Below are 13729 nucleotides of genomic sequence, written 5' to 3' on the forward strand. Positions count from 1 at the left end.
GGTCCAGGCGCCGAGCGGCCCGGGCAGCGGCCGGATCCGGCCGCCGCGCGCCACGGCGCGGCGGCTCGCGGACGCGGCGCGCTGCGCGAGCCCGAGCCGGGTGGGGGAGCGCAGCGTCCACCCGGCCGCGGCCATCGCCACCCGCTCCAGCGGATGCCGGGGCCCCTTCTCGACGGCGCGGGCCCGCAGGTGCACCAGCACCTCCGGGATGTCGATGGCGACCGGGCACGCCTCGAAGCAGGCCCCGCACAGCGTCGACGCGTACGGCAGCGACGCGTCCACCTCCGACCCGATGCCCCTGATCTGCGGGGACAGGATCGCGCCGATCGGGCCGGGGTAGGGCGAGCCGTAGGCGTGGCCGCCCGCGCGCTGGTAGACCGGGCACACGTTCAGGCACGCCGAGCAGCGGATGCAGCGCAGCGCCTGCCGGCCCACCTCGTCGGCCAGGGTGGCGGTGCGGCCGTTGTCCAGCAGGACGAGGTGGAAGTCGCGCGGGCCGTCGCCGGGGGACACGCCCGTCCAGGTCGAGGTGTAGGGGTTCATCCGCTCGGCGGTGGACGAGCGGGGCAGCAGCTGGAGGAATACCTCCAGGTCCCGCCAGCTCGGCACGATCTTCTCCACGCCCATCACCGAGATGAGCGTCTCGGGGAGCGTCAGGCACATCCGGCCGTTGCCCTCCGACTCCAGCACGACGAGCGTGCCGGTGTCGGCGACGGCGAAGTTCACGCCCGACACCCCGACCTTCGCCGACAGGAACTTGGCGCGCAGGTGCCGGCGGGCCGCCTCGGCCAGCTCGGCGGGCGCGTCGGTCAGGTCCTCCGGAGCGTCCTCCATCGCGCGCAGGAAGATGTCGCGGATGTCGGAGCGGTTGCGGTGGATCGCCGGGACGAGGATGTGCGAAGGCCGGTCGTCGCCGAGCTGGACGATCAGCTCCGCCAGGTCGGTCTCGTAGGCGGTGATCCCCTCCTCGGCGAGGAACTCGTTGAGGCCGATCTCCTGCGTCGCCATCGACTTGACCTTGACGACCTCGGTCTCGCCGGTGGCCTTCACCAGGTCCGCGACGATCCGGTTGGCCTCGGCCGCGTCGCGGGCCCAGTGCACCGTCCCGCCGGCCTCGGTGACCTTCTCCTCCAGCAGCCGCAGGTAGTGCCCGAGGTCCGCCAGGACGTGGTCCTTGATCTGCTTGCCCGCCTCGCGGAGCGCGGCCCAGTCGTCCAGTTCGGCCACCGCGGCGGCGCGGCGCCCGCGGATCGTGGTGGTGGCGTGCGCGAGGTTCGCGCGCAGCCGCGGATCCGCCACCGCGCGGCGGGCCGCGTCCGGGAACGACGGCATTCCGAGGTAGGTCGGCATCGCCTGAGCGGAGCCGACCGGGGGGTGTGGGGCGTCGTCCCCCCACGGTGTACGCGCGGGCGAGGTCATGCGGGCTCCTCCCGCGTCGAGGCGAGGATCTCGGCCAGGTGGACGGTCCGCACCCCGGCGCGGGTGCGGGTGAGGGCGCCGCCGATGTGCATCAGGCAGGAGTTGTCCGCCGCGCACAGCGTCTCGGCGCCGGTCTCCCGGACGGCGGTGACCTTGTCGGCGCACATCGCGGCCGACACCTCGGCGTTCTTCAGCGCGAACGTCCCGCCGAACCCGCAGCACTCGGCCGCGTCCGGGAGCTCGACCAGGTCGATGCCGCCGACCTCGCGCAGCAGCCGCAGCGGGCGGTCGCCGACGTGCAGCATCCGCAGCGAGTGGCACGTGGGGTGGTAGGTGACGCGGTGCGGGTAGTACGCGCCGACGTCGGTGACGCCGAGGACGTCCACCAGGAACTCCGTCAGCTCGTACACGCGGGAGGCGACCCCGGCGGCGCGCGGCGCGAGCCGCGGGTGCCAGTCGCGGATCATCGCCCCGCAGGACGCGGACGGCGTCACGATCGCGTCGTAGGGCTCGAACGTCTCCGCGAACCCCTTCACCAGGGGCAGCGCCTGCTTCCGGTAGCCGGTGTTGAGGTGCATCTGCCCGCAGCAGGTCTGCGCCTCGGGGAACTCGACGTCGTGGCCGAGGCGCCGCAGCAGCCGCACCACGGCCCGGCCCGTCCCCGGGTACATCGTGTCGTTGACGCAGGTGAGGAACAGCGCGACCTTCACAGTGCCTGCCTCCCGAGGGCGGGGCCGCCCAGGGCGGAGCGGCTGGACTCGCGGACGACCAGCTCGGGCTGGAACATCACCTGCTGGTGGGCGTGCCCGCCCGAGTCGTCGCACTCCTCCAGCAGCAGCTCGGTCGCGATCCGGCCGAGCTGGTAGGTGGGCTGCCGCACCGAGCTGAGCGGGACGGCGGCGGCGGCCGAGAACTCGATGTCGTCGTACCCGATCAGCGCGACGTCATCCGGCACCTTGATCCCGGCCTGCAGCAGGACGCGCAGCACGCCGAGCGCGAGCAGGTCGTTCGCGCAGAAGATCGCCTCGGGCAGCGGCGGGCCGGCCTCCAGCAGCCGCCGGGCCGCCTCCTGCCCGGACCGGGCGTTCATCGCCCCCACCGCGACCTCGCGCATCGCCTTCCCGGGGAGCCCGGCGGCGCGCAGCGCCCGCAGCGCGCCCCTGCGCCGGTCGACGCACTGGCGCAGCACGGCCGGCCCGGTCACCAGCGCCAGCGTCCGGGCCCCCGCGTCCAGCAGTTCGCGGACCGCGAGCTCGCCGCCGGCGACGTCGTCCACGGCGACCGAGCACTGGTTGGCGCGCGGCGTCGGGTGGTCGAGCAGCACCACCGGGACGCCCCGCTCGCTCAGCCGGTCGGCGGCCTCGCCGTCGTCGCCGACCGGGGTCAGCAGGACGCCGCGGACGCGCTGCTCGGCGAACACCCGCAGGTTGCGCAGCTCCCGCTCGTCGGACTCGCCCGAGGAGGACAGGATCACCGCGTAGCCGCGCTCGCTGGCGGTGTCCTCCACGCCGCGCGCCACGTCGGTGAAGAACGGGTTGGCCAGGTCGAGGACCATCAGCCCGATCGTGCTGCTGTGCCCGGCGCGCAGGGTGGACGCCGAGCCGTTGCGGACGAAGCCGAGATCGCGGATCGCCTGCTCGACGCGGACGCGGGTGGTCTCGGCGACGCGCTCGGGCCGGTTGAGCACGTTGGACACGGTGCCGGGCGAGACGCCGGCGTGCGCCGCGACCTGCTTGATGCCGACCGTCCTGCCCGGCGGCGCGGAGCGGCCGGTCTCGTCTGCGCCCAATCTGTGTGCCCCCGAGTCGTCCGCTGCTGTGTCGCCGCTCACTTTGGTCATTCGATTAAAACGTGTCAACCCGTGGTGGGGGTCCACGGGCTCCGAAACCTCGGCGGCCGGTCCTGGCCGTGTACGACTTCTGAACCTCGCGGGCCCTTGCGAGCACGGGCTTCTCGCAGCGTCGGGCGGGGTTGGCGGCAAGGTTCCCTCTTGACGGGTGCTCCGGGTCACATCTAGCGTCCTCCGCAACATCCCGTTAAAACGTTTTTCATCTGTACGTCACAGACGACCCCCGCGAGGAGGGCCGCGATGAGTGCACCGGGCCGCTCGGCGCCGCCGACATTGGCACTGGTCAACGTGAGTAAGTCGTTCGGCGCGGTCCGCGCGCTGCAGGGGGTCACCCTGGAGCTCCACGCGGGCGAGGTGCACGCCCTTGCGGGGGAGAACGGCGCCGGCAAGTCCACCGTCGTAAAAACGTTCGCAGGGGTCCACCGCCCCGACGCGGGCGAGGTGCGGGTGGACGGCGAGCCGGTGGCCTTCAACAGCCCCGCCGACGCGCAGGCCGCCGGTGTCGCGGTCATCTACCAGGAGCCCACGCTGTTCCCCGACCTGTCGGTCGCGGAGAACATCTTCATGGGCCGCCAGCCGCGCGGCGCGCTCGGCCGCATCGACCGCCGCGCCATGCACGCCGAGACGGCGCGGCTGTTCGAGCGGCTCGGCGTCGCGCTGGACCCGCAGCAGCCCGCCCGCGGCCTGTCGATCGCCGACCAGCAGGTCGTCGAGATCGCCAAGGCCATCTCCCGGGACGCGCGGGTGCTCATCATGGACGAGCCGACCGCGGCGCTCACCGGCCAGGAGGTCGCCCGCCTGTTCGCGGTCACCCGCAGCCTGCAGGAGAGCGGCTGCGCGGTGCTGTTCATCTCGCACCGGCTGGAGGAGATCTTCGAGATCTGCCGCCGGGTCACGACGCTGCGCGACGGCACCTACGTCGGCACCGACATGGTCGCCGACATCACCCCCGACGACCTCGTCCGCCGGATGGTCGGCCGCGACCTCGACGCGCTCTACCCCAAGCAGGACGTCACGCCCGGCGAGGTCGCGCTGAAGGTGAGCCGGCTGACCCGCGAGGGCGCCTTCACCGACGTCTCCTTCGAGGTCCGCCGCGGCGAGATCGTCGCGCTGGCCGGGCTCGTCGGCGCCGGCCGCAGCGAGGTCGCCCGCGCCGTCTTCGGCGTGGACCGCTGGGACGCCGGGACCGTCGAGGTCGGCGGGCGCCCGCTCCCCGCGGGCAGCCCCACGGCCGCGATGTCGGCCGGGCTGGCGCTCGTCCCCGAGGACCGCCGCCAGCAGGGCCTCGTCATGGACATGTCGATCGAGCGGAACATGGGCCTGACCCAGCTGAAGACGCTGCGCCGCGAGACCGGGCGCGGGGGCCTGATCTCCCGGAAGGTGGAGCGGGACCGCGCCGCCGACTGGGGCCTGCGCCTCCAGCTGAAGTACTCCCGGCTCAGCGACGCCGTCGGCGTCCTGTCGGGCGGCAACCAGCAGAAGGTCGTGCTCGCCAAGTGGCTGGCCACCGAGCCGGCCGTGCTGATCGTGGACGAGCCGACCCGCGGCATCGACGTCGGCACCAAGGCCGAGGTGCACCGGCTGCTGTCGGAGCTGGCCGCGCAGGACCTGGCGGTGCTGATGATCTCCTCCGACCTGCCGGAGGTGCTCGGCATGGCCGACCGGATCCTCGTCATGCACGAGGGGCGGCTGACCGCGCAGATCGCCCGCGCGGACGCGACCGAGGAGAGCGTGATGGCCGCGGCGACCGGCCGCCCCGGCACCGGAAAGGCGGCCTGAGCCGATGACCGTCCTCACCCAGTCCCCGGCCAGGCCGGAGTCGGGCGGCCCGCCGGGCGGCGGGCGCCGCCTGGTCGAGATGGTGCTGCGCGCCCGCGAGCTGAGCATCCTCGGCGCGCTGGTCCTGCTCGTGCTCGGCACGACGATCGCGAACCCGCGGTTCCTGTCCGGCCAGGGCCTCAAGGACATCTTCCTCAACGCCTCGATCCTGGTGCTGCTCGCCGTCGGGCAGAGCATGGTCGTCGTCACCCGCAACATCGACCTGTCGGTCGGGTCCGTCGTCGGGCTCGTCGCGTTCAGCGCCGGCAAGTACGCCTCCGGCGGGGACCGCAACGTCGTGATGGTCGTGCTGGTGGGCGTCGGGATCGGCCTGGTCTGCGGGCTCGTGAACGGGCTGCTGGTCAGCTTCTGCCGCGTCCCCGCCCTCGTCGTGACCCTCGGCACCCTGTACGTCATCCAGGGGCTGGACTACCGCATCGCGCACGGCGACCAGATCGGCGCCGCGGACCTTCCGGCGTCGCTGCTGAGCCTCGGCAACGACGGGATCCTCGGCATCCCCTACCTTCCGATCATCACCGTGGTCGTGATGGCGGCGGTCGGCTACTACCTGCGCTCCTACTCCTCCGGGCGCGAGTACTACGCGATCGGCTCCAGCCCGGAGGCCGCGATGCTCGCCGGCGTGCCGATCCGCCGCCGCGTCCTCACCGCCTACCTGGTCAGCGGCGCCCTCGCCGGCCTCGCCGGGGTGCTGTGGCTCGCCCGGTTCGGCACCGTCGTCGCCGACGCCGCCAACGGCTGGGAGCTGAAGGTCGTCAGCGCGGTCGTCGTCGGCGGCGTCGCCATCACCGGCGGCGTCGGCACCGTGTACGGGGCGGCGCTCGGCGCGCTGCTGCTCACCACCATCGGCAGCGTGCTGGTGGTGCTCAAGGTCAACTCGTTCTGGCAGGACGCGATCACCGGCGTCCTGCTGCTGCTGGCCATCAGCGTCGACCGGCTGCTGGCGCTGCGCGTCACCCGGGCGCTGAAACAGCGGTCCCTGGCCTCGGCCGCGCACCGCGCCGCCGCCCCGGAGAGCAAGGAGGGACGGTCATGAGCCGCCTGATGCGGTGGGAGACCGCCGTCACCGCCCTGCTGGTGGTGGTGTTCGCGAGCGGCGCCGGGTTCTCCCCGGACTTCGCGAACAACGACAACCTGTCGTTCGCGCTGGACGACCTCAGCGAGATCGCGCTGATCGCGCTGCCGATGACGCTGCTGGTCGTGTGCGGGCAGGTGGACCTGTCGGTCGCCTCCATCCTCGGGCTGTGCAGCGCGCTCACCGGCAAGCTGTGGGACGGCGGCATGTCCATCGAGGCGATCATCCCGCTGGTGCTGGTCGTCGGCGTGGTCTGCGGGCTGGTGAACGGCCTGCTGGTGACCCGGCTCGGGCTGCCGTCCCTCGCCGTGACGATCGGCACGCTGACCCTCTACCGGGGTCTGGCGTACGTGACGCTCGGCACCGGGGCGATCTCGGAGTTCCCCGCCGCCTACACCGATCTCGCGACGTCCTCCATCCCGGGCACGCCGATCCCGTACCCGGTCGCGCTGTTCGCCGTGCTAGCCGCCGCCACCGGCGTCGTCCTGCACGCCACCGGCGTCGGGCGGTCGCTGTTCGCGATCGGCGCGCAGGAGGACGCCGCCTACTTCGCCGGCATCCGGGTCAAGCGCATCAAGCTGATCCTGTTCGCGGTGTCCGGCCTCGTCGCCGGGTTCGCCGGCGTCGTCTACACGCTCCGCTACGGCAGCGCCCGCGCCGACAACGGCATCGGCCTGGAGCTCGCCGTCATCGCGGCGGTGCTGCTCGGCGGCGTCGACTTCGACGGCGGCAAGGGCACCCTCGGCGGCGTCATCGCGGCCGTGCTGCTCATCGGCCTGCTTCGCAACCTGCTGATGCTCAACGACGTCTCCACCGAGGTCCAGTCGATCGTCACGGGCCTGCTGCTCATCATCAGCGTCCTCACGCCGCGGCTGATCGCCGTGGCGCGCGAGGCCCGAGGCCGGCGGCGGGGCGCGAGACCCGCGGTCCCCGCCGCCGCACCGTGATCCCACCGCATCTCGAACCCGACCGCACGACCCCCGCCCCCCGCCGCATGTCCACCCACCCCGTAGCACGACCCGGAACTGTGAAAGGCACCCTGATGAGCATTCGTATGCGCGCCCCGCGCCGGCTGGCGGCCGCCGCCACGGCGGGCGCTCTGGCCCTCAGCCTGGCCGCCTGCGGCGGGACCACCAAGGACTCCGCGTCCGGCTCGGGGGACGCCAAGGCCGGGGGCAAGGCCTCCGCGAACCCGAACGCGCCGCTGAAGAAGGGCCTGAAGCTGGCCTTCCTGCCCAAGCAGGTCAACAACCCCTACGAGACGATCGTCGACAACGCCGGCATCGCGGCGGCCAAGGAGTTCGGCGGTGAGGCCAAGGAGGTCGGCCCCTCCGACGCCTCGGCGTCCTCGCAGGTCTCCTACATCAACACGCTGATCCAGCAGCGGCACGACGCGATCCTCATCGCCGCCAACGACGAGAACGCGGTGTGCGGTCCGCTCAAGCAGGCGATGTCCAAGAACATCAAGATCGTCGCCTACGACTCCGACACCAATCCCGAATGCCGGGACGTGTTCATCAACCAGGCCAGCTCCGAGGAGATCGGCCGCAGCGAGGTCAAGCTGCTGTCCGAGCAGATCGGCGGCGAGGGCGAGATCGCGATCCTGTCGGCGACCGCGAACGCCACGAACCAGAACACCTGGATCAAGTTCATGCAGGACGAGCTGAAGAAGCCCGAGTACTCCAAGATGAAGCTCGTCAAGGTGGCCTACGGCGACGACGACGACCAGAAGTCGTTCCAGCAGACCCAGGGCCTGCTGCAGGCGTACCCGAACCTGAAGGGCATCATCTCGCCGACCACGGTCGGCATCGCCGCCGCCGCCCGCTACATCTCCGGCTCCAAGTACAAGGGCAAGGTCGCGCTGACCGGCCTCGGCACCCCCGACCAGATGCGCAAGTTCGTCAAGGACGGCACGGTCAAGGGCTTCGAGCTCTGGGACCCGAAGAACCTCGGCTACCTCGCCGCGTTCGCGGCGGCGGCGCTGTCGTCCGGCCAGATCACCGGCGCGGAGGGCGAGAAGTTCACGGCGGGCAAGCTCGGCGAGCGCACGATCGGCGCCAACGGCGAGGTGATCCTCGGCCCGCCGACCGTGTTCGACGCCAAGAACATCGACCAGTACCACTTCTGAGCCTGAGCGAAGCGAACCGCTAGGCGTGGGGGCCGCCCCCCACGAGGAGACGAACAGATGTCCGGAAGCACGAAGCGCGTCTGCTTCCTGCTGAAGGTCAGGCAGGACCGCCTGGAGGAGTACAAGCTGCGCCACCAGGCGGTCTGGCCCGACATGCTCAGCGCTCTGCGCGACACCGGCTGGCACAACTACTCGCTGTTCCTGCGCGAGGACGGCCTTCTCGTCGGCTACCTGGAGACCGACGACTTCGAGGCCGCCCAGGAGGCGATGGCCCGCACCGAGGTGAACGCGCGGTGGCAGGCGGAGATGGCGCCGTTTTTCGAGGACCTCGACGGCCGCCCCGACGAGGGGATGCGAACGCTCCCCGAGGTCTTCCACCTCGACTGACGAGGACCGGAGAGAAGAGAGAGGCAAGCGTGAACGACACCAGCGCGGTGAAGGACGCCCTGCGCCGCCAGCAGATCGAGACCCCCTCGTGGGCGTACGGGAACTCGGGGACCCGGTTCAAGGTCTTCGCCCAGCCGGGCGTGCCGCGCACCCCGCAGGAGAAGATCGACGATGCCGCGCAGGTGCACCGGTTCACCGGCGTCGCCCCCAGCGTGGCGGTCCACATCCCCTGGGACCGGGTGGACGACTACGCCGCGCTGGCCGCCCACGCCAAGGAGCGGGGCGTGCGGATCGGGGCGGTGAACACCAACGTCTTCCAGGATGACGACTACATGCTCGGCAGCGTCACCAACCCCGACCCCGCCGTCCGCCGCAAGGCCCTCGACCAGCTGCTCGAAGCGGTCGACATCATGGACGCGACCGGGTCCCGCGACCTGAAGCTGTGGTTCTCCGACGGGACGAACTACCCGGGGCAGGACGACATCCGCGACCGGCAGGACCGGATGGCCGAGGCCCTCGCCGCCGTGTACGAGCGGCTCGGCGACAACCAGCGGTTCCTGCTGGAGTACAAGCTGTTCGAGCCGGCGTTCTACGCGACCGACCTGCCGGACTGGGGCACCTCCTACGCGCACTGCCTGAAGCTCGGCCCGAAGGCGCAGGTCGTGGTCGACACCGGCCACCACGCGCCCGGCACCAACATCGAGTTCATCGTGGCGTTCCTGCTGCGCGAGGGGAAGCTCGGCGGGTTCGACTTCAACTCCCGCTTCTACGCCGACGACGACCTGATGGTGGGCGCCGCCGACCCGTTCCAGCTGTTCCGGATCATGTACGAGGTGGTGCGCGGCGGCGGCTACGACGTCGAGACGGGCGTGGCGTTCATGCTCGACCAGTGCCACAACATCGAGCCGAAGATCCAGGGCCAGATCCGCTCGGTGATGAACGTCCAGGAGGCCACGGCGAAGGCGCTGCTGGTGGACGTCGACGCCCTGCGGTCGGCGCAGCGGTCCGGTGACGTCCTGGAGGCGAACGCCGTGTTCATGGACGCCTACAACACCGACGTCCGGCCGCTGCTCGCCGAGCTGCGCGAGGAGATGGGCCTGCACCCGGACCCGGTCGCCGCCTACAAGGCGTCCGGCTACCACCAGCGGATCGTCGAGGAGCGCAAGGACGGCCAGGCGGCCGGCTGGGGCGCCTGAGCGTCCTTCCACGCTCGCACACGAGGCCACGCACGCACATGAGGAGATATCCGATGACCGCCACTCCACCCGAGGTGGAGCATCTGCTGGAACGCGCCAACACCCTCGGCTCGGACCCGCGCAACACCAACTACGCGGGCGGCAACGCGTCCGCGAAGGGCGCCGTCACCGACCCGGTGACGGCCCGCGACATCGAGCTGATGTGGGTGAAGGGCTCGGGCGGCGACCTCGGCACCCTCACCGAGAAGGGCCTCGCCGTCCTGCGGCTGGACCGGATGCGCGCCCTCGTGGACGTCTACCCGGGCGTCGAGCGCGAGGACGAGATGGTCGCGGCGTTCGACTACTGCCTGCACGGCAAGGGAGGCGCCGCCCCGTCGATCGACACCGCGATGCACGGCCTCGTGGAGGCCGCGCACGTCGACCACCTGCACCCCGACTCCGGCATCGCGATCGCGACGGCCGCCGACGGCGAGGAGCTGACGCGCCGGATCTTCGGCGACCGGGTGGCGTGGGTGCCGTGGCGGCGCCCCGGCTTCCAGCTCGGCCTGGACATCGCCGAGATCAAGCGCGCCAACCCCGGCGCCATCGGGGTGATCCTCGGCGGGCACGGCATCACCGCCTGGGGCGAGACGAGCGAGGAGTGCAAGGCCAACTCGCTCGACATCATCCGCACCGCCGAGGCCTACATCGCCGAGCACGGCAAGGCGGACCCGTTCGGCGAGGTCGTCCACCCGGTGCTGCCCGAGGAAGAGCGGCACGCGCGCGCCGCCGCGCTGTTCCCGCTCGTCCGGGGCCTGGCGTCCACGGACCGCCCGCAGGTCGGGCACTACACCGACAGTGAGGCCGTCCTGGACTTCGTGTCGCGCGCCGAGCACCCCCGGCTCGCCGCGCTCGGCACGTCGTGCCCGGACCACTTCCTGCGCACCAAGGTCGCGCCGATGGTGCTGGACCTGCCGCCGGACGCGCCGCTCGACGAGGCCAAGGCGCGGCTGAGGGAACTGCACGCCGCCTACCGCGAGGAGTACGCCGCCTACTACGACCGGCACGCCGGCCCGGACTCGCCGCCGATGCGCGGCGCGGACCCGGCGATCGTGCTGGTGCCGGGCGTCGGGATGTTCTCCTTCGGGGCGAACAAGCAGACCGCGCGGGTCGCCGGCGAGTTCTACGTCAACGCGATCAACGTGATGCGCGGCGCGGAGGCGCTGTCGTCGTACGCGCCCATCGACGAGGCGGAGAAGTTCCGCATCGAGTACTGGGAGCTGGAGGAGGCCAAGCTGCGCCGGATGCCGGCGCCGAAGCCCCTCGCGTCCCGCGTCGCCCTCGTCACCGGCGGCGGCTCGGGGATCGGCGCGGCCACCGCCCGCCGCCTCGCCGACGAGGGCGCCTGCGTCGTCGTCGCCGACCGCGACCTCGCGGCCGCCGAGAAGGTCGCCGCCGGGATCGGCGCCGGCGCGCTGCGCGCCTCCGACGTCGCCGTCGCCGCCGGCGCGGACGTGACCTCGGAGGACGAGATCGCCGCGGCCGTCCGGGAGGCGGTCCTGGCCTTCGGCGGCGTGGACCTCGTCGTCAACAACGCCGGGCTCTCCATCTCCAAGCCGCTGCTGGAGACGACCGTCGCCGACTGGGACCTCCAGCACGACGTCATGGCGCGCGGCTCGTTCCTGGTGTCCCGCGAGACCGCCCGCGTCATGGTCGAGCAGGGGATGGGCGGCGACATCGTCTACATCTCGTCCAAGAACGGGGTGTTCGCCGGGCCGAACAACATCGCCTACGGCGCGACCAAGGCCGACCAGGCGCACCAGGTGCGGCTGCTGGCCGCCGAGCTCGGCGAGCACGGCATCCGCGTCAACGGGGTCAACCCGGACGGGGTCGTGCGCGGTTCGGGGATCTTCGCCGGCGGGTGGGGCGCCAAGCGCGCCGCCGTGTACGGCGTCGAGGAGGAGAGGCTCGGCGAGTTCTACGCCCAGCGGACGCTGCTCAAGCGCGAGGTGCTGCCCGAGCACGTCGCCGCCGCCGTCTTCGCCCTCACCGGCGGGGACCTGACCCACACCACCGGACTGCACGTCCCCGTGGACGCCGGCGTCGCCGCCGCGTTCCTGCGCTGAGGAGGATCCCAGACGGAACGAGGCCGGCCGGCGGCCCGGACCGCGCGGCCGCGGCGCTCACCCCGCCGCGGCCGCGCCGTCCCCACCCGGGCCGCCGGCCGTGCCTGCTGGGCCCGCTCGACCAAGTGAACCCGAAGGGACAACGATGCCGCCGGCCGGGAAGTTCGCACCCTCCTCTGTGTCCGTCGTCACCTCCCGGACCCGGGGGGCCGCGTCCGGTGGGCATGTCCCCATGAAGAGGGCGTCCGCCGGGCGCCGCACCCTCACGGCCCGTTAGGAGAGGACAAGCAATGGCAGACACCACAGCGCCGCCGCCGGTCAAGGTCGGCCTCGTCGCCGGCGGGCTCGGCGCCTACTGGCCGCAGTTCCCCGACCTGCTGCCGCAGCTCAAGCGGTCCGCCGAGCGCGTCTCGGAGCGGATGCGCGGGCTCGGCGCCGAGGTCGTCGACGTGGGGTTCATCTCCGACGCGCAGGAGGGCGCGGCCGCGGCCGAGCGGCTGCGCGCCGCGGGCTGCGACATCATCGTCGGCTTCCTCACCACCTACATGACCGCGACGATGCTGGTCCCGGTGGCGCAGCGGGCGGACGCGCCCGTCCTGCTGATCAACCTGCAGCCGACCGAGTCGATGGACCACGCGACCTTCGACACCGGGCAGTGGCTCGCCTACTGCGGCGCCTGCCCGCTGCCGGAGATGGCGAACGCGTTCGCGCGCTGCGGCGTCCCGTTCCGCTCGGTGTCGGGCTACCTGGAGGACGAGCGCGCCTGGGCGAAGATCGGCCGCTGGGTGCGCGCCGCCGGGGTCCGCGCGGCGCTGCGGCGGGGCCGGCACGGGCTGATGGGCCACCTGTACCCGGGCATGCTCGACGTCTCCACCGACCTCACGCTCGTCAGCGCCAACTTCGGCGGGCACGTCGAGGTGCTGGAGTTCGACGACCTGCGCGTCCGGGTGGAGAAGGTCACCGACGCCGAGACGGCCGCCAAGAAGGCCGAGGCGGAGAAGATCTTCGAGCTGGACGCGTCCGTCAACGACGACGACCTGACCTGGGCGGCCCGCGTCTCGGTCGGCCTCGACCGCCTCGTCGAGGACTTCGAACTCGACAGCCTGGCCTACTACCACCGCGGCCTGGACGGCGAGATCCACGAGCGGCTCGGCGCCGGGATGATCCTCGGCGCGTCGCTGCTCACCGCGCGCGGGATCCCGGCCGCCGGGGAGTACGAGCTGCGCACCTCCCTGGCGATGCTGGTCGCCGACCGGCTCGGCGCGGGCGGCTCCTTCACCGAGCTGCAGGCGCTCGACTTCCACCGCGGCCACGTCGAGATGGGCCACGACGGGCCCGCGCACCTGGCGATCAGCGCCCGCCGCCCGCTGCTGCGCGGCCTCGGCGTCTACCACGGCAAGCGCGGCTACGGCGTGTCCGTCGAGTTCGACGTCAAGCACGGCCCGGTCACCGCGTTCGGGATCATCCAGCGCCGCGACGGCAGGTTCGCGTTCGTCGCGTCCGAGGGCGAGACCGTGGACGGGCCGCTGCTGCAGATCGGCAACACCACCTCCCGCGTCGACTTCGGCTGCGACCCCGGCGAGTGGACCGACGCGTGGTCGGCCACCGGCATCTCCCACCACTGGGCCCTCGGGACGGGCCACCGCGTCGCCGACCTGAAGGCCCTCGCCGACCTCCTGGAGATCGAACTGGTCCATGTGAACCCCTGACGACACCCTTACGGCGCGACGCCGT

General features: G+C 72.3%; 11 protein-coding genes. 8 read left to right on the forward strand and 3 right to left on the reverse strand.

All coding sequences use genetic code 11. The features are described 5' to 3' along the window. From ABD944_RS29630 to ABD944_RS29640, 3 genes are all read right to left on the reverse strand, one after another. Positions 1-1332, reverse strand: a 1332-nt coding sequence (locus ABD944_RS29630) for a LutB/LldF family L-lactate oxidation iron-sulfur protein (RefSeq protein ID WP_345182546.1), incomplete at its 3' end; no start/stop codon positions are given. Positions 1333-1415: 83 nt separating this feature from the next. Next, complete coding sequence (locus tag ABD944_RS29635; protein ID WP_345182410.1) at positions 1416-2129, reverse strand: (Fe-S)-binding protein; 714 nt, start codon at positions 2127-2129, stop codon at positions 1416-1418. Further along, positions 2126-3208, reverse strand: coding sequence for a LacI family DNA-binding transcriptional regulator (locus ABD944_RS29640; protein WP_345182412.1), 1083 nt, complete (start codon positions 3206-3208; stop codon positions 2126-2128). The genes ABD944_RS29635 and ABD944_RS29640 overlap by 4 nt, the downstream gene beginning before the upstream one ends. A 300-nt stretch (positions 3209-3508) precedes the next feature. Between ABD944_RS29640 and ABD944_RS29645 the strand changes: the two genes are divergently transcribed. The 8 genes from ABD944_RS29645 to ABD944_RS29680 all read left to right on the forward strand — a co-directional run bounded on the left by ABD944_RS29645 (position 3509) and on the right by ABD944_RS29680 (position 13704). Continuing rightward, a complete protein-coding gene (locus ABD944_RS29645) occupies positions 3509-5047 on the forward strand; it encodes a sugar ABC transporter ATP-binding protein (RefSeq protein ID WP_345182414.1) in 1539 nt (512 codons plus the stop codon). A 4-nt stretch (positions 5048-5051) separates the two neighbouring features. Further along, positions 5052-6140: an ABC transporter permease gene (locus ABD944_RS29650; protein ID WP_345182416.1), complete on the forward strand. Its 1089-nt coding sequence runs from the start codon at positions 5052-5054 to the stop codon at positions 6138-6140. Further along, positions 6137-7126, forward strand: a complete 990-nt coding sequence (locus ABD944_RS29655; RefSeq protein WP_345182418.1) for an ABC transporter permease — start codon at positions 6137-6139, stop codon at positions 7124-7126. The genes ABD944_RS29650 and ABD944_RS29655 overlap by 4 nt, the downstream gene beginning before the upstream one ends. A gap of 95 nt (positions 7127-7221) precedes the next feature. Beyond that, entirely contained in the window at positions 7222-8307 is a 1086-nt protein-coding gene (gene rhaS / locus ABD944_RS29660; RefSeq protein WP_345182420.1) for a rhamnose ABC transporter substrate-binding protein, read from the forward strand. A 57-nt stretch (positions 8308-8364) separates the two neighbouring features. Next, on the forward strand, positions 8365-8694 hold the full coding sequence (locus ABD944_RS29665; RefSeq protein ID WP_179847793.1) for an L-rhamnose mutarotase: 330 nt from the start codon (positions 8365-8367) through the stop codon (positions 8692-8694). Positions 8695-8723: 29 nt separating this feature from the next. Beyond that, positions 8724-9890 (forward strand): L-rhamnose isomerase, encoded by a 1167-nt coding sequence (rhaI, locus tag ABD944_RS29670; RefSeq protein WP_345182423.1) that lies wholly within the window; start codon positions 8724-8726, stop codon positions 9888-9890. A 53-nt stretch (positions 9891-9943) separates the two neighbouring features. Beyond that, a complete protein-coding gene (locus tag ABD944_RS29675) occupies positions 9944-11995 on the forward strand; it encodes a bifunctional aldolase/short-chain dehydrogenase (protein WP_345182425.1) in 2052 nt (683 codons plus the stop codon). A 290-nt stretch (positions 11996-12285) separates the two neighbouring features. Next, on the forward strand, positions 12286-13704 hold the full coding sequence (locus ABD944_RS29680; RefSeq protein ID WP_345182427.1) for an L-fucose/L-arabinose isomerase family protein: 1419 nt from the start codon (positions 12286-12288) through the stop codon (positions 13702-13704). The last annotated feature ends 25 nt before the right edge of the window (positions 13705-13729 follow it).

It is taken from the genome of Actinomadura verrucosospora (assembly GCF_039540335.1).
Taxonomy (GTDB): domain Bacteria; phylum Actinomycetota; class Actinomycetes; order Streptosporangiales; family Streptosporangiaceae; genus Spirillospora; species Spirillospora verrucosospora.